The sequence below is a fragment of the Serratia montpellierensis genome, assembly GCF_020858655.1.
In the GTDB taxonomy this organism is placed as follows: Bacteria; Pseudomonadota; Gammaproteobacteria; order Enterobacterales; family Enterobacteriaceae; genus Serratia; species Serratia montpellierensis.
The window spans coordinates 734,616-751,573 of the sequence record NZ_VOSN01000005.1 but is presented as its reverse complement, the minus strand read 5'-3'; the positions used below and the strand labels follow the sequence as shown (position 1 = coordinate 751,573).

At 59.7% G+C, this 16,958-nt stretch carries 14 protein-coding genes; 8 read left to right on the top strand and 6 right to left on the bottom strand.

Annotation, left to right across the window (positions count from 1 at the left end; genetic code table 11):
- Positions 1 to 52: 52 nt before the first annotated feature.
- The 4 genes from glnS (at position 53) to FUU19_RS08975 (ending at position 6,745) form a co-directional block, all read left to right on the top strand.
- The gene (glnS, locus tag FUU19_RS08990) at positions 53 to 1,717 is read left to right on the top strand and encodes a glutamine--tRNA ligase (protein ID WP_197833021.1); all 1,665 of its coding nucleotides are present in this window, start codon (positions 53 to 55) and stop codon (positions 1,715 to 1,717) included.
- Between the two features lie 579 nt (positions 1,718 to 2,296).
- On the top strand, positions 2,297 to 3,700 hold the full coding sequence (chiP, locus tag FUU19_RS08985; RefSeq protein ID WP_019454060.1) for a chitoporin ChiP: 1,404 nt from the start codon (positions 2,297 to 2,299) through the stop codon (positions 3,698 to 3,700).
- Positions 3,701 to 3,747: 47 nt separating this feature from the next.
- On the top strand, positions 3,748 to 4,074 hold the full coding sequence (gene chiQ / locus FUU19_RS08980; protein WP_230490113.1) for a ChiQ/YbfN family lipoprotein: 327 nt from the start codon (positions 3,748 to 3,750) through the stop codon (positions 4,072 to 4,074).
- 13 nt (positions 4,075 to 4,087) lie between these two features.
- A complete protein-coding gene (locus tag FUU19_RS08975; protein WP_230490114.1) occupies positions 4,088 to 6,745 on the top strand; it encodes a beta-N-acetylhexosaminidase in 2,658 nt (885 codons plus the stop codon).
- Positions 6,746 to 6,990: 245 nt separating this feature from the next.
- Here the strand turns inward: FUU19_RS08975 and fur are convergent, their stop codons facing one another.
- From fur to ybfF, 4 genes are all read right to left on the bottom strand, one after another.
- Complete coding sequence (gene fur, locus FUU19_RS08970; protein ID WP_019454058.1) at positions 6,991 to 7,437, bottom strand: ferric iron uptake transcriptional regulator; 447 nt, start codon at positions 7,435 to 7,437, stop codon at positions 6,991 to 6,993.
- Between the two features lie 329 nt (positions 7,438 to 7,766).
- Complete coding sequence (gene fldA / locus FUU19_RS08965; RefSeq protein ID WP_025301862.1) at positions 7,767 to 8,306, bottom strand: flavodoxin FldA; 540 nt, start codon at positions 8,304 to 8,306, stop codon at positions 7,767 to 7,769.
- Positions 8,307 to 8,570: 264 nt separating this feature from the next.
- Positions 8,571 to 8,858: a LexA regulated protein gene (ybfE, locus tag FUU19_RS08960; RefSeq protein ID WP_004939936.1), complete on the bottom strand. Its 288-nt coding sequence runs from the start codon at positions 8,856 to 8,858 to the stop codon at positions 8,571 to 8,573.
- Positions 8,859 to 9,114: 256 nt separating this feature from the next.
- A complete protein-coding gene (ybfF, locus tag FUU19_RS08955; protein WP_230490115.1) occupies positions 9,115 to 9,888 on the bottom strand; it encodes an esterase in 774 nt (257 codons plus the stop codon).
- A gap of 224 nt (positions 9,889 to 10,112) precedes the next feature.
- Here ybfF and seqA point away from each other — a divergent pair, with 224 nt between their 5' ends.
- The 4 genes from seqA (at position 10,113) to FUU19_RS08935 (ending at position 13,508) form a co-directional block, all read left to right on the top strand.
- Positions 10,113 to 10,655, top strand: coding sequence for a replication initiation negative regulator SeqA (gene seqA / locus FUU19_RS08950; RefSeq protein ID WP_202669079.1), 543 nt, complete (start codon positions 10,113 to 10,115; stop codon positions 10,653 to 10,655).
- A 77-nt stretch (positions 10,656 to 10,732) separates the two neighbouring features.
- Positions 10,733 to 12,376: a phosphoglucomutase (alpha-D-glucose-1,6-bisphosphate-dependent) gene (gene pgm / locus FUU19_RS08945; protein ID WP_230490116.1), complete on the top strand. Its 1,644-nt coding sequence runs from the start codon at positions 10,733 to 10,735 to the stop codon at positions 12,374 to 12,376.
- Between the two features lie 191 nt (positions 12,377 to 12,567).
- Positions 12,568 to 13,209 (top strand): PadR family transcriptional regulator, encoded by a 642-nt coding sequence (locus FUU19_RS08940; RefSeq protein WP_049208644.1) that lies wholly within the window; start codon positions 12,568 to 12,570, stop codon positions 13,207 to 13,209.
- On the top strand, positions 13,209 to 13,508 hold the full coding sequence (locus FUU19_RS08935; RefSeq protein ID WP_038877504.1) for a DUF3861 domain-containing protein: 300 nt from the start codon (positions 13,209 to 13,211) through the stop codon (positions 13,506 to 13,508). Before FUU19_RS08940 ends, FUU19_RS08935 begins: the two co-directional genes overlap by 1 nt.
- A gap of 27 nt (positions 13,509 to 13,535) precedes the next feature.
- Here FUU19_RS08935 and kdpE read toward each other — a convergent pair whose 3' ends face one another.
- Both kdpE and kdpD read right to left on the bottom strand, forming a co-directional pair.
- A complete protein-coding gene (kdpE, locus tag FUU19_RS08930) occupies positions 13,536 to 14,225 on the bottom strand; it encodes a two-component system response regulator KdpE (protein ID WP_038877506.1) in 690 nt (229 codons plus the stop codon).
- A 16-nt stretch (positions 14,226 to 14,241) separates the two neighbouring features.
- The gene (gene kdpD, locus FUU19_RS08925; protein ID WP_230507111.1) at positions 14,242 to 16,938 is read right to left on the bottom strand and encodes a two-component system sensor histidine kinase KdpD; all 2,697 of its coding nucleotides are present in this window, start codon (positions 16,936 to 16,938) and stop codon (positions 14,242 to 14,244) included.
- Positions 16,939 to 16,958 lie beyond the last annotated feature (20 nt).

Here is a 16,958-nt window from a genome sequence, read left to right as displayed (position 1 = left end):
TTGTTGGATCATAGGCGGTTATGTGTAGCGCTTTGCATTGAGGAACAGTGAAATGAGTGAGGCTGAAGCCCGCCCAACCAATTTTATCCGTCAGATCGTCGATGAAGATCTGGCGTCGGGGAAACACACGTCGGTACATACCCGCTTCCCGCCGGAGCCTAACGGCTATCTGCATATCGGCCACGCCAAGTCCATCTGCCTGAACTTCGGCATCGCCAAGGACTATCAGGGCCAGTGCAACCTGCGTTTCGATGACACCAACCCGGTGAAAGAAGACATCGAGTTCGTGGAGTCAATCAAGCACGACGTGGAGTGGCTGGGCTTTGAGTGGAGCGGCAACGTTCGTTACTCCTCAGACTATTTCGATCAGCTGCACCAGTATGCGGTTGAGCTGATCACCAAGGGCCTGGCCTACGTCGATGAGCTGTCGCCGGAGCAGATCCGTGAATATCGCGGCACCCTGACCGCGCCGGGCAAAGACAGCCCGTACCGCGATCGCAGCGTGGAAGAGAACCTGGCGCTGTTCGAGAAGATGCGCAACGGCGAGTTCGCCGAAGGTGCCGCCTGCCTGCGCGCCAAGATCGATATGGCTTCGCCGTTTATCGTGATGCGCGATCCGGTGCTGTACCGCATCAAGTTCGCCGAACACCACCAGACCGGCAACAAATGGTGCATCTACCCGATGTACGATTTCACCCACTGCATTTCCGATGCGCTGGAAGGGATCACCCATTCGCTGTGTACCCTGGAATTCCAGGATAACCGCCGTCTGTATGACTGGGTGCTGGATAACATCACCATTCCTTGCCACCCGCGTCAGTACGAGTTTTCGCGCCTCAACCTCGAATATGCCATCATGTCGAAGCGCAAGCTGCACCAGCTGGTGGCCGAGAAGATCGTCGAGGGCTGGGACGATCCGCGTATGCCAACCGTCTCCGGTCTGCGCCGTCGCGGTTATACCGCCGCCTCGATTCGCGAGTTCTGCCTGCGCATCGGCGTGACCAAGCAGGACAACAACGTCGAGATGGTCGCGCTGGAATCCTGCATTCGCGACGATCTGAACGAGAACGCCCCGCGCGCCATGGCGGTGCTGGATCCGGTGAAAATCGTCATCGAGAACATGGGCGATGCGGTGGAAATGGTCACCATGCCTAACCACCCGAACAAGCCGGAAATGGGCAGCCGCGATGTGCCGTTCAGCCGCGAGATCTATATCGATCGCGCCGACTTCCGCGAAGAAGCCAACAAGCAGTACAAGCGTCTGGTGCTGGGCAAAGAAGTGCGTCTGCGCAATGCCTACGTGATCAAGGCCGAGCGCGTCGAGAAGGACGAAGCGGGCGAGATCACCACCATCTTCTGCAGCTACGATGCGGAAACGCTGAGCAAAGATCCTGCCGACGGCCGCAAGGTGAAGGGCGTGATCCACTGGGTGTCTGCGGCGCACGCGCTGCCGGCGGAAATTCGCCTGTACGATCGCCTGTTCAGCGTGCCTAACCCGGGCGCGGCGGAGGACTTCCTCTCCACCATCAACCCGGAATCGCTGGTGATCAAGCACGGCTTCGTTGAGCCGAGCCTGGCGGCCGCACAGCCGGAGAAAGCCTATCAGTTCGAGCGTGAAGGCTACTTCTGCGCCGACAATCGTTATTCGTCGGCCGAGCATCTGGTGTTTAACCGCACCGTCGGCCTGCGTGACACCTGGGCGAAAATCGAAGGCTAATCTTATTCGCCTCGAAAATTAATGAATCAGCGCGGCTTTAAGCCGCGCTTTTTTTATGCCTGCGCTCGGCTCACGATCTATTCCTCTCTCATTTTCTCCGGGATGCGTTTAATTAATGGCGACGCATTAACCCATTAGTTTTCTTATATTGGCTTTATTAGTCTTCATTTTTTCTTATATATTCGTGATGCGAATTAATTTCATTTGGAGAGCGCTCTCAATTTTTATCGTCTGACTGACGAATTTAGTCAGGCTGAAACCATTAATCGTCTCTGGTTGACCTTGTATCTCAATTTATTCTGATTTAATTGAATTTTTTATTCGACACTCTCCATGATCACCGACGTAACAAAATCTCACTGATATGTGCTCCTTGTCATACTTTGACAAATCTCCCGCATTTTTCATTTGATAATTCGCGTCGCGAAAAATAGTCTGTCTGTAGCAATTAGTGCTGTGGGAATAACATCTCGTCGGCAATATTTTTTACCCGTTCGGGTTTTTTATTGGCAGTCGTGCAGGGCAGTGGTGAACACAGGCGGCTGCAACTTTTAAGTTAAGTCAAAGAGGAATTTCAATATGGGTACGCACGGTGCTCAGCGTAAAACGCTGGCGCTCGCAGTCGCGGGCGCGCTGTTGGGAACAGGGTTTGCCATGGCGCCTGAGGCGAAAGCCGCAGGGTTTATCGATGATTCCACGCTGACCGGCGGCATTTATTACTGGCAACGTGAGCGCGACCGTAAAGATCTCAATCCAGACAGCAAGGATTACAACCAATACACCACCAACCTGTCGCACTCCACCGCCAACCTGAGCCTGGATTTCGCGTCGGGCTACGCCTGGGACATGTTCGGTCTGGACGTCGGCGCCTTTACCGCCATCGAGCTGGCAGAATCCAGCGCCAGCGGCCACCCGAACGAGATCGCGTTCTCCTCTAAAAACCGTACCTACGACGAAGACTATTCCGGTGACAAAGGCGGCGTGAGCCTGTACAAAGCCGCCGCCAAATTCAAATACGGCCCGGTCTGGGCGCGCGCCGGCTATATTCAGCCGAGCGGCCAAACCCTGCTGGCACCGCACTGGAGCTTTATGCCGGGCACTTATCAGGGGGCCGAAGCCGGCGCCAAGTTCGACTACGGCGATGCCGGCGCGTTGAGCTTCTCCTACATGTGGACCGACAAATACAAGGCGCCGTGGCATATCGAGATGGACGACTTCCGCCAGAATGATAAGAAAACGCGCGTCTCCTACCTGCACTCGCTGGGCGCCAAGTACGATTTCAAAAACGATCTGGTGCTGGAAGCCGCCTTCGGCCAGGCGCAGGGTTATGTGAATCAATACTTCACCAAGGCGTCTTACAAATTCGATGTGCTGGGCAACCCGCTGACCACCAGTTACCAGTTCTACGGTGCGGAAGACCGCATCAGTAACAAGAACGATCCGAACAGCATCTACGACGGCCTGGCCTGGCTGCAGGCGCTGACCTTCGGTTACACCACCGGTCAATTCAACTGGCGTCTGGAAGGCACCATGGTCAAGGCGGAAGGCAACCAGGGCTTCTTCCTGCAGCGCATGACCCCGACTTACGCCTCGTCCAACGGTCGTCTGGACGTGTGGTGGGACAACCGCTCCGACTTTAACGCCAACGGCGAGAAAGCGGTGTACGCCGGCGTGATGTATGACCTCAGCAACTGGAACCTGCCGGGCATGGCGGTCGGCGGCTCCTACGTTTACGCCTGGGACGCCAAGCCGAGCACCAACCCAATCTACGATCAGAGCCAGCGCCTGAAAGAGAGCGCCTGGAGCCTGGACGCGATGTACACCATCCAGGAAGGGCGTGCCAAGGGCACCCTGATCAAGCTGCACTACACCCAGTATGACAACCACACCAACATCCCGAGCTGGGGCGGCGGTTACGGCAACATCTTCCAGGACGAGAAAGACGTCAAGTTCATGGTCATCGCGCCATTCACCATCTTCTGATGCGTTCCCCGGCCTCGCCGCCGGGGGGCAGTTAAGGGAATTCAACGATGAAAAAAATCATGCTGATGTTGGCGGCCGCCGCGGCCTTGAGCGCCTGTGCGCAACCCGCCGCGCCGCCGGAAGACGCCAAATTGAAGCAGGCATACAGCGCCTGCATCAACACCGTCGAAGGCTCGCCGGAGCGTCTGCAGCCCTGTAAGGCGGTGCTGAACGTGCTGAAACAAGAGAAGCAGCACCAGCAGTTCGCCGCGCAGGAAACGGTGCGGGTGATGGATTATCAGAACTGCATTATGGCGGTGCACAGCGGTAACGGTCAGGCTTACGACGCCAAGTGCGGCAAGCTGTGGCAAGAAATTCGCGATAACAATAATTAAGAAGGACGAGAACATGAACGCATTCAAACTGAGCGCATTAGCCGCGTTGACGGCAACGATGGGATTCCTGGGCGGCATGGGAAACGCCATGGCCGATCAACAGCTAGTGGATCAGCTGAGCCAGCTGAAGCTGAACGTGAAAATGCTGGATAACCGCGCCGGCGAAAACGGCGTGGATTGCGCGGCACTGGGCGCCGACTGGGCCTCATGCAACCGGGTGTTGTTCACCCTCAGCAACGACGGCCAGGCGATCGACGGCAAAGACTGGGTCATCTATTTCCACAGCCCGCGCCAGACCCTGCGGGTAGACAACGACCAGTTCAAGATCGCTCACCTCACCGGCGATCTGTACAAGCTGGAGCCGACCGCCAAATTCAGCGGTTTCCCGGCCGGTAAGGCGGTGGAAATCCCGGTGGTCGCCGAATATTGGCAGCTGTTCAGAAACGACTTCCTGCCGCGCTGGTATGCCACGTCCGGCGACGCCAAGCCGAAAATGTTGGCGAATACCGACACCGAAAACCTGGACCAGTTTGTGGCGCCGTTCACCGGCGACCAGTGGAAGCGTACCAAGGACGACAAAAACATTCTGATGACGCCGGCTTCGCGCTTTGTCAGCAATGCCGATCTGCAGACGCTGCCTGCCGGCGCGCTGCGCGGCCAGATCGTGCCGACGCCGATGCAGGTGAAGGTTCACGCGCAGGACGTCGATCTGCGCAAAGGGGTATCGCCGGATCTGAGCACGCTGGTTAAGCCGGCGGCGGACGTCGTCAACCAGCGCTTCGCGCTGCTGGGCGTGCCGGTTCAGGCCAACGGTTACCCGATCAAAACCGACATCCAGCCGGGCAAATTTAAAGGCGCGATGGCGGTGCCGGGTGCCTATGAGCTGAACATTGGCAAGAAAGAGGCGCGGGTGATCGGCTTCGATCAGGCCGGGGTGTTCTACGGGCTGCAGTCGATCCTGTCGTTAGTGCCGAGCGACGGCAGCGGCAAGATCGCCACGCTGGACGCCAGTGACGCGCCGCGCTTCCAGTATCGCGGCATTTTCCTCGACGTGGCGCGCAACTTCCATAAGAAGGACGCGGTGCTGCGCCTGCTGGATCAGATGGCGGCCTACAAGCTCAACAAATTCCACTTCCACCTGAGCGATGACGAAGGCTGGCGCATCGAGATCCCCGGTTTGCCGGAGCTGACGGAAGTCGGCGGCCAGCGCTGCCACGATCTGAGCGAAACCACCTGCCTGCTGCCGCAGTACGGCCAGGGGCCGGACGTCTACGGCGGCTTCTTCAGCCGTCAGGACTATATCGACATCATCAAATACGCTCAGGCGCGCCAGATTGAGGTGATCCCGGAGATCGACATGCCGGCACACGCCCGCGCCGCGGTGGTCTCGATGGAAGCGCGCTATAAAAAGCTGCATGCCGCCGGGAAAGAGCAGGAGGCCAACGAATTCCGCCTGGTGGATCCGACCGATACCTCCAACACCACCTCCGTGCAGTTCTTTAACCGCCAGAGCTACCTGAACCCGTGCCTGGACTCTTCCCAGCGCTTTGTCGACAAGGTGATCGGCGAGATCGCCCAGATGCATAAAGAGGCCGGCCAGCCGATCAAGACCTGGCACTTCGGCGGCGACGAAGCGAAAAACATTCGCCTGGGCGCCGGCTATACCGACAAGGCGAAACCGGAGCCGGGCAAAGGCATCATCGATCAGAGCAACGAAGACAAGCCGTGGGCCAAGTCGCAGGTTTGCCAGACGATGATCAAAGAGGGCAAGGTGGCCGACATGGAGCACCTGCCGAGCTACTTTGGCCAAGAGGTCAGCAAGTTGGTGAAAGCGCACGGCATCGACAGAATGCAGGCCTGGCAAGACGGCCTGAAAGACGCCGAGAGCGCGAAGGCGTTCGCCACCTCGCGCGTGGGCGTCAACTTCTGGGACACGTTGTACTGGGGCGGTTTCGATAGCGTCAACGACTGGGCCAACAAAGGGTATGAAGTGGTGGTCTCCAACCCGGACTACGTCTATATGGACTTCCCTTACGAGGTTAACCCGGACGAGCGCGGTTACTACTGGGGCACCCGCTTCAGCGACGAGCGCAAGGTGTTCAGCTTCGCGCCGGACAACATGCCGCAGAACGCGGAAACCTCGGTCGACCGCGACGGCAACCACTTCAACGCCAAGAGCGACAAGCCGTGGCCGGGCGCCTACGGGCTGTCCGCTCAGCTGTGGAGCGAAACTCAGCGCACCGACCCGCAGATGGAATACATGATCTTCCCACGCGCGCTGTCGATGGCAGAACGCGCCTGGCACCGCGCCGGTTGGGAGCAGGACTATCGCGCCGGCCGCGAATACAAAGGCGGGGAAACCCACTTTGTCGATACCAAGACGCTGGAGAAAGACTGGCTGCGCTTCGCCAATATCCTGGGCCAGCGGGAACTGGCCAAGCTGGACAAGGGTGGCGTCGCTTACCGTCTGCCGGTGCCGGGCGCACGCGTAGCGGGCGGCAAGCTGGAGGCGAATATCGCGCTGCCGGGGTTGGGCATCGAGTACTCCACCGACGGCGGCAAGCAGTGGCAGCGCTATGACGCCAAGGCCAAACCGGCGATCTCCGGTGAGGTGCAGGTGCGTTCGGTCAGCCCGGACGGCAAGCGCTACAGCCGCGCCGAGAAGGTCTAAGCCCGGTGCAACGGCCTGCAGCCCTGGCGGCGGCCGTATAACGAAGGGGGAAGGCGTTCGCTCGCGCGTGTCGGCGTAGGGCGGACGTTGTAGTGAGAGTAGTACGTGGAGTAGCAGTGCCGCTGCAATTGTGATATTTCATGACATGATTTTCCCCCGGCTTGTCCGGGGATTTTTTTGTCCGTTGTACGGCGGGCATAAAAAAACCGCCTCGGTGTGAGGCGGTTTTTCAAAGCCGGTCAGGCTTACTTCTTGTCGTGCAGCGTTTCGTCTTCGCGGCAGTCACCGGTTTCACAGTGGCCGTACAGGTACAGGCTGTGGTTGGTGAGCTTGATGCCGTGCTGCTTGGCGATATCACGCTGGCGCACTTCGATGGATTCGTCGCTGAATTCGATCACTTTGCCGCAGTCCAGGCAAATCAGGTGATCGTGGTGATGCTGTTGGGTCAGCTCGAACACGGACTTGCCGCCTTCGAAATTGTGACGTGTCACAATGCCCGCATCGTCAAACTGGTTCAGTACGCGATAAACCGTTGCCAGCCCGATCTCTTCGCCCATATCAATCAGTTTTTTGTACAAATCTTCCGCACTGACGTGATGGCATTCCGGATTTTGCAGTACTTCCAGGATTTTGAGTCGCGGAAGCGTGACTTTTAAGCCGGCCTTCTTCAATGCGATGTTGTTGTCGGTCATGCGAATTCAGTCCTGTTACTATGCTAATCAAGTTGAGGCGTACTCGCCTGTGGCATCGGTCGGCACAAAGAGTTAATGCGTCTCATTATAGAACCGGTTGTACTAAATGGAAACCGCCGGTTGTTAACAAAGATATAATTGCACTATTGCATGTTTTGCATGCAACGCCTTGATGGATGGGATAAACCGATATCTCAGTCTACCGTGACGGGGTGGGAAGTTACAAATCTGTAGCTTCTATCGCAGCAATCCCTGCTGCCGATGACGGCCCTGTGGGCACACTATGCACTTTACAGGGCCTTTGTTCAACCTTTCGCCAGTGCCGGGGCTTAGCCGACGATATCGGCCAGGCTCAGCTCTTCGACGATCTGTTTGACCCAAGCGTCCACGCGCTCGTTGGTCAGCTCCGGCTGACGGTCTTCGTCGATCGCCAGACCGATGAAGTGATCGTCGTCCGCCAGGCCTTTGGAGGCCTCGAAGTGGTAGCCTTTGGTCGGCCAGTGGCCCACGATGGCCGCGCCGCGCGGTTCGATGATGTCGCGAATGGTGCCCATCGCGTCACAGAAGTATTCCGCGTAGTCTTCCTGGTCGCCGCAGCCGAACAGCGCCACCAGTTTGCCGTTGAAGTCGACTTCTTCCAGCGTCGGGAAGAAATCATCCCAGTCACACTGCGCTTCACCGTAGTACCAGGTCGGGATACCCAGCAGCAGAATATCGAACCCTTCCAGGTCTTCTTTGCTGCTTTTAGCGATGTCATGCACTTCAGAGACGTCGTCGCCAAACTGTTTCTGGAGAATTTTCTGGATCATTTTGGCAATGTTTTCGGTATTGCCAGTGTCGCTGCCAAAGAAAATGCCTACAGTAGCCATATCGCGTATAACCTTTAAATTCAAGTAATTGCATTACTCGACGCCGGCACTGCCGCCGCTGACGCCGATTAAAATGATGCCATGGCAAGAGCCTTTCGCCTCCGGGGCGGGCGCCGACAGGCGCAGTCTCTTACCGGTAAATGCGTATCATGCCAGAAAGTGGCGCCGGGGTTTTATCGCATTTATGCGATGCCGGAGAATGAAGAAAAGCGTGGTCGATCCGGCGTTGTCCTTAACGCCGCGCCGCACGTGCGGCCGAAGAGATCAATGTTCCGGCTGTTCTTCCGCCAGTTGCGCCAACAGCATCTGCTCGATGAGCTCGCTGCGGCTGATGTTGCGCTGTTCCGCCAGTTTGTTCAGGGCGTCCACCGCATCCGCGTTGATTTTCAGCTCTACGCGCCGCAATCCACGCACTTTATCGCGCCGTAACTGATTGCGCTTATTGATTCTAAGCTGTTCATCGCGGGAAAGCGGGTTGGTTTTCGGGCGCCCCGGACGGCGTTCATCTGCGAACAGATCCAGCGTCGTGCGATCCGTTTGTTCTTTTGCCATAGGTAGCGGTACTGCAAGGGAGTTTGCATCAAAAAGCGCTCGCACGCTTCCGGAGGCATCGATTAACACACTTCGGGCCAATAAACCCTAACCCAAATTCACCCCCGAACCGGCGTTCGCGAACGCGCTGGCGCGGTGGCAAAATTATAGCGCGCCATATTACCCCAGCAGATGGAGCGACGACAATGCCTAACTGCGGGCTAAACGCGCTAAGCCGTTATCTTTAGCGCGTTTTTTCGCCAGGTAAGTGCATTTTTCAGGCTTCGTCGAGGAAACGGTGAATGGCGCGCAGCACCGCTTCCGGTTTTTCGGCGTGCACCCAATGGCCGGTGCCGGCGACGACGTGCGCGCGGGCCTGCGGGAACTGGCGGGCGATATCCGCACGGTAGCTGTCCTGCACGTACGGCGACAGGCCGCCGCGAATGAACAGGGTCGGATGCGGCCAGGCCGGAACTTCCTGCCAGCCGGTGATGTCTTCGTAGCGTTCGATCAGCACCGGCAGGTTGAAGCGCCATTCGCCGTTGTGGAAGGACTTCAGCAGGAACTGGATCACGCCTTCTTCCTGCAGGTAGTCGCGCATCAGCTGGGCAGCCGCCTGGCGCTGGGTGATGCCGGCGGCGCTGACGGCCTTCAGCGCGGCGAAGATCTCGTCGTGGCGGCGGGTCTGGTAATTCACCGGCGCGACGTCGATGACGATCAGCCTGGCGACGCGCTCGGGCGCGATGGCGGTCAGCGCCATCGCCGCTTTGCCGCCCATCGAATGGCCGATGACGATCGATTTTTCCAGCTGCAGTTCGTCGAGCAGCGCCAGCAGATCCTGCGCCATGGCGGGGTAGTTCATGTCGTCGGCGCGCGGAGAGAGGCCGTGGTTGCGCAGATCGACCTTGATCACCGTGTGCTGTTTATGCAGATCGCGCGCCAGCACGCCCAGGTTGTCCAGATTGCCGAACAGCCCGTGGATCAGCAGCACCGGCAGCGCGTCTGACTCGGCGGCCAGCAGTTGATAATGTAATTTCATGGCGAAGTTCATACTGAGAGAGATTCAGATTAGGGTATCATGATTGAATCGCACGATGAATCATGCGGAATTTTCGCGGCGCGGGCTTGGCAGTGCCGGCTATAGGTATTAGTCTGCATTTGCCGTCCGGAGGCACATTGTTGTGTTCGCCCCAGCGCTTTTAACCTTATAATCCCATGGCTTGAATGCAGGATCTGGCTTCAGGTTCTAAGTAGAAAAAACAGTATTGGATAAAGATGAAAACTATTGAAGTCGACGAAGAGCTTTACCGTTATATTGCCAGCCACACGCAACACATCGGTGAAAGCGCGTCCGATATTTTACGCCGCATGTTGAAATTCACCGCCGGGCAACCGGTACGCGCGTTGCCTGCCGCCAGTGCGTCGCAGTCTGCCGAACTGGAAAAAGCGGCGCCGGCGCAGCGTCCGCGCGATCGCGTGCGCGCCGTGCGTGAACTGCTGCTGTCGGATGAATATGCCGAGCAGAACAAAGCGGTCAACCGTTTCATGCTGGTGCTGTCCACGCTGTATACCCTCGATGCCGCCGGTTTCGCCGCCGCCACCGAGGCGTTGACCGGCCGTACCCGCACCTATTTCGCCGGCGATCAGCAGACCCTGCTGGCCAACGGCACGCATACCAAGCCGAAGCATGTACCGGGCACCCCTTACTGGGTGATCACCAATACCAATACCGGCCGCAAACGCAGCATGATCGAACACATCATGCAGGCCATGCAGTTCCCGGCGGAACTGATCGAGAAAGTTTGCGGTACCGTCTAATTTAGCGAACAGCCCGTCATGATGGCCGTGCGCGACGTATTTGCCCGGTCACCGACAGGGATGAGGGAGATATGTCGATGGCGAATAATCCACGTGCCGGGCAGCCCGCCCGCCAAAGCGATCTGATCAACGTAGCCCAGCTGACGTCGCAGTACTATGTGCTGCAACCGGAAGCCGGCAATGCCGCACATGCGGTGAAGTTTGGCACCTCCGGCCACCGCGGCAGCGCGCAACGCCACAGCTTCAACGAAGCACACATCCTCGCCATCGCTCAGGCGATCGCCGAAGTTCGCCATCAGCAGGGCACCACCGGCCCGTGCTACGTGGGCAAAGACACCCATGCGCTGTCCGAGCCGGCCTTCATTTCCGTGCTGGAAGTGCTGACCGCCAACGGCGTCGACGTGATCGTGCAGGAAAACAACGGCTTCACGCCAACGCCGGCGGTATCGCACGCCATTCTGTGCCACAACCGCCGCGGCGGTGCGCTGGCCGACGGCATCGTCATTACGCCGTCCCACAACCCGCCGGAAGACGGTGGCATCAAATACAATCCGCCGAACGGCGGCCCGGCCGACACCAACCTGACGTCGATGATCGAAAAGCGCGCCAACGAACTGCTGGCGCAACAGCTGAAAGGCGTTCAGCGTCAGTCGCTGGACAAGGCCTGGAACAGCGGCCACCTGCACGCCAAAGATCTGGTGCAGCCGTATGTCGAAGGGCTGGTTGAGGTGGTCGACATGCCGGCTATCCAGCGTGCCGGCCTGAAACTGGGCGTGGATCCGCTCGGCGGCTCCGGCATCGCCTATTGGCAGCGCGTAGCGGAACACTACAAGCTGGATCTGACGCTGGTGAACGATTCCATCGATCAGACCTTCCGCTTTATGCATCTGGACCACGACGGCATCATCCGCATGGACTGCTCGTCCGAGTCGGCGATGGCCGGCCTGCTGGCGCTGCGCGACAAATTCGATCTGGCGTTCGCCAACGATCCGGATTACGACCGTCATGGCATCGTCACGCCGAAAGGCCTGATGAACCCGAACCATTACCTGGCGGTAGCCATCAACTACCTGTTCCAGCATCGTCCGCAGTGGGGCGCCGATGTGGCGGTCGGTAAAACGCTGGTGTCCAGCGCGATGATCGACCGCGTGGTGGCCGACCTGGGCCGCAAGCTGGTGGAAGTGCCGGTTGGCTTCAAGTGGTTTGTGGACGGCCTGTTCGACGGCAGCCTGGGCTTCGGCGGCGAAGAGAGCGCCGGGGCCTCGTTCCTGCGCTTCAACGGCAAACCGTGGTCGACGGACAAAGACGGTATCATCATGTGCCTGCTGGCAGCTGAAATCACTGCGGTAACCGGTGAAAATCCGCAGCATCACTATGACGATCTGGCCAAGCGCTTCGGTGCGCCAAGCTATAACCGCATCCAGGCACCGGCGACTGCGGCGCAAAAAGCGGCGCTGTCCAAGCTGTCGCCGGAGATGGTCAAAGCCAATACCCTGGCGGGCGACCCGATCACCGCCCGTCTGACCGCCGCACCGGGCAACGGCGCATCGATTGGCGGCCTGAAAGTGATGACCGACAACGGCTGGTTCGCGGCCCGTCCTTCCGGTACCGAAGAGGCTTACAAGATCTACTGTGAGAGCTTCCTCGGGGCGGAACACCGCGAGAAGATCGAGCACGAAGCGGTCGAGATCGTCAGCGAAGTGCTGGCTTCCGCCAAGTAATCGCTTTTCTTGATTGATAAAAGGCGCTGTTTTTACAGCGCTTTTTTTATGCCTGTAATTTAGATATATCTTTTTATCGGCGCGCGCTTGCGCATTTAGATATATCGATCTAGATTAGCGTTATCGATGCTGTTTAGATATATCTAAACAACCTCGTATTGATGTTCACTGTTAAAGCGAGGTATCACCCTATGTTTCACCGATTAGGTTTACACCGGCATCACCACCACCATCATGAATGCGAAGAGGGTCGCCGTCATCGCGGCGGGCGCCATCACTTCGGCGGCGAAGGCGAGGAGCACGGCCGGGGTGGGCGCGGCGGCCGCGGCGGGCGCCATCGCCTGTTCGAGCACGGCGATTTGCGCCTGGTGCTGCTGGCGTTGGTGGCGCGCAAGCCCAGCCACGGCTATGAGCTGATCAAGGCGATTGAGGAAGCTTCATCCGGCCTGTATGTGCCGAGCCCGGGGGTGATTTACCCCACGCTGACGCTGCTGGAAGAGCAGGATTTTCTTGAACCGCTCACCACCGGCAACGGCCGCAAAAGCTACCGCATCACTGCGGCGGGCGAGGGCGAACTGCAAAAGCATCAACAGGTGGTTGACGTCATTCTGGCGCGCCTGGCGGGTGCCGGCCGCGAGCATCATCGGCACGGCAACCTGGCGGAAGGCATCTACGACGCCATGAACCGTCTACGCAGCCTGCTGCGCGGCAACGTGATGCGCGCCGATCTCACGCCGCAGCAGGTGGAGCGCATCAACGCCGCGTTGCTGACCGCCGTGGCGGCGATCGAAAGCGAAATGCATATTCAACCCACGCAGCAGGAGAAGAACTGATGCCCGGCCACCGTTTTACTATTACCGTTGAAGCCCTGAGCGATCGCCAGGGCAATCCCGTCGAGAAAGCGCCGCTGAGTTTTGAAGTGACCAACCACGACGATATTCTCGACATCGTCGAGCGCATCCGGGCGCGTGACGATCTGAACTTCGGCCCCGAGCAGAGCGCGGCCTTCGCCGTAGGATTGAAGCTGTTCTCCGAAGTGATGATCGAAAACCGCAAACACCCGGTGTTCGCTCCGCTGCGCGATGCGTTTAAAGAATTTATGGTCGGATTGAAGAAGGGGCCGGCGGCGTAAAGGCGCGGCAAACCGCGCCCGCCGAGGTTAAGGCATGAAGCGATAGCCGACGCCGGTTTCGGTCAGCAGGTGTTTGGGCCGGGCCGGATCGGCTTCGAGCTTCTGCCGCAGGTGGCCCATGTAGATGCGCAAATAGTGGCTGTGCTCCACGTAGTTCGGCCCCCAGACGTGGCTCAACAGCTGGCGTTGGGTGATCACTTTGCCGGCGTTGGCCAGCAGCTCCGCCAACAGGCGAAACTCGATCGGCGTCAGATGCAGATCTTCGTCGTTGCGCAGCACCCGGCGATTCACCAGATCGACGGTGATTTCCGAAAAACTTATCAGCGGGCTTTCCTGTTGACTGGCGGAGTGGCGGCGCAGTGCGACCCGCACCCGCGCCAGCAGCTCGCCGATGCCGAACGGTTTGCTGAGGTAGTCGTCGGCGCCGGCGTCCAGCGCGGCGATTTTGTCCTCTTCGGCGTTGCGCGCCGACAGCACGATCACCGGAATGGCGCTCCATTGCCGCAAATCGCGGATGTAGCTCAGCCCGTCGCCGTCCGGCAAGCCCAAATCAAGAATGATCAGATCCGGTTTACGCGTGCCGGCTTCAATCAACCCGCGCTGCAGCGTTTCACTTTCAAACACCCGCAGGCCTTCGCTCTCCAGCGCGGTGCGCACGAAGCGGCGGATCTCTTTTTCATCTTCAACAATCAGAATGTTGGTTGGCGTTATGCTCACGTTTCCCCTGCGTTGATTACAGATCGAAGGCGTCGCCGTCGATCTCGGGCGGTTTTTCCAGCGGCAGCACGAAGCGGAAGCTGGCACCGCCGTTGGCGCCGTTTTCCGCCCAGATGCGGCCATCATGCACTTCAATAATGGCACGGCAAATCGCTAACCCCAAGCCGACGCCGGGGATTGCCGACTCTTTATTGCCGCGTGAAAACTTGTCGAAAATCAGCTGCAGCTGATCGGCGGGGATGCCGGGGCCGTTATCCCAGACCTCGACTTCCAGCCACTCGGGTAGCGTGCGCGCGCGAATGCCGATGGTGGCCTCGGCGCCGGCGTATTTATTGGCGTTTTCCAACAGGTTGGTGAACACCCGCTCCAGCAGGCTACCGTCGCAGTTGACCAGGATCTGTTCCGGCGGCAGCTCGACCACGATCGGATGCTGGCTGAGCAGCGGCTCCAGCATGTGCAGCGAGGCGCCGACGATCTCTTCCAGCGACTGCCACTCTTTGCGCAGGCTGAAACCGCCGGATTGGATGCGCGCCATATCCAGCAGGTTGTTCACCAGCCGGGTGGTGCTCAGCACCTGCTGGCGGATCTGGCTGGCCTGGGTGGCGTGATTGGAACCTTCGGCCGCCAGGTCCAGCGTGAGGATTTCCGCCTGGCCGAACAGCACGGTCAGCGGCGTGCGCAGATCGTGCGACAGCGCCGCCAGCAGCGAGTTGCGCAGCTGTTCGCGCTCGGCGTCCAGTTTGGCCTCTTCGGCGCTGCGCGCCAGGTGCAGCCGCTCCAGCGCGCTGGCGATCAGCACCGCGAAGGTCTGCAACAGCCGCTGCTGTTCCGGCACCATCAGCTGGCGCAGGTTGTTGGGCTCGATCGCCAGCAGGCCGAAGGTCTGCTTGGGGGTATTGAGCGGCAGCAGCTGGTAAGGCACGCCGGGCAGGGTGTCGGTGCCGGCGCCGGCCGGCAGGCCTTTGTCGAAGCTCCAGCGCGCGATAGCCTCGTCTACCGACAGCAGCCCGCCTTCCTCGCCGACCATCTGCTGCAGCCGGCCGTCTTCCTGCGGCAGCAGCAGCACGGTTTTCGCCTGGAAACTGCTGGAGAGGAAGTGGCGGCTGGTGTTGGCGATGTCGGCCACGGTCAGCGCACGGCTCAGCCCGCGCGACATTTCGTACGGGTGACGCGCCCGCTGCTCGCGGTAGCGCGCCACCCGGGCCTGATAGCGCACCCCGGCGGTCAGGTTGCCGATGATGATGCCCACGGCGAGCATCACGCCGAAGGTCAGCAGATACTGCATATCGCTGACGGCGAACGACCATTCGGGCTGAACGAAGAACAGATCGAAACTGGCGACGTTGATCACCGCCGCCAGCACCGACGGCCAGCGGCCGAAGAACAGTGCGACGATCGCCACGCCGAGCAGATAGACCATCACCAGGTTGGCCTGATCGAAGCCCGGCAGCAGCCACTGCGAGAGCAGGGTAATCAGCGCGCACAGCGCGACTGCGACCGCGTAACCGCGCAGCTGCATGCGCCATTTCTCATTGAAGCTGCGGCCGTCGTGTTCCTTGCCCGGCGGCGGTTGTGTGGTGTCGCTCTCCAGCGCCACGATCACCAGATCGAGATCCGGGCCCAGTCGGCCAAGGCGATCGGCGAAGCTGCCGCGCAGCTTCCAGCGCTGCTCGCTGCGGCGGCCGATGATGATTTTGCCGAGGTTATGCTCGCGGGCGTAGCGCAGCACCGCACGTTCTTCGGACGGATCGGCCAGGGTGGCGGTTTCTGCCCCCAGTTCCTGCGCCAGCCGCAGCGCGCGCAGAATGGCGCGGCGCTGGTTTTCCGGCAGCCGGTGCAGCTTGGGGGTTTCCACATAGACCGCATGCCAGTGGCAGCCAAGCCGCGCCGCCAGCCGGGCGGCGATGCGCACCAGCTTTTCACTGCCGCTGTTGTGGCCAACGCACAGCAGAATGCTGTCGCGGGTGTGCCACACTTTCTCGCGCCCCTGGGTGTCGCGAAACTCGCGCATCTGGTCATCGACCCGATCGGCGGTGCGGCGCAGCGCCAGCTCGCGCAGGGCGATCAGGTTGCCTTTGCGGAAGAAGTGCTCAATCGCGCGCTCGGCCTGGCCGGGAATATACACTTTGCCTTCGTGCAGCCGCCGGCGCAGATCGTCCGGCGGCAGATCGACCAGCACCACTTCGCTGGCCTCGTCAAACACGTGGTCGGGCACCGTTTCGCGCACCCGTACGCCGGTCACGCCGCCCACCACGTCGTTAAGGCTTTCCAGATGCTGTACGTTGACGGTTGTCAGCACGTCGATGCCGGCGTCCAGCAGCTCTTCCACATCCTGCCAGCGCTTGGGGTGGCGCGAACCGTGAGCGTTGCTGTGCGCCAGTTCATCCATCAACACCAGCGCCGGGTGGCGCGCCAGCGCGGCGTCGAGATCGAATTCATGCACCAGCCGGCCGCGATGCTGGATGCGTTTTTGCGGCAGCAGCGTCAGGCCGTCGAGCAGGGCGGCGGTCTCGCTGCGGCCGTGGGTTTCCACCACGCCGACCAGCACGTCCAGCCCCTGAGCGCGTAAACGCTGGGCTTCCTGCAGCATAGCGTAGGTTTTGCCGACGCCGGCGCAGGCGCCGAAGAATACCTTCAATCGGCCGCGGGGTTTTTCATTGGCCATCGCCAGCAGGCTATCGGGATCGGGGCGCTGCTGTTCTTCTTCGACCATGACAATTCCTTGTGTTACCA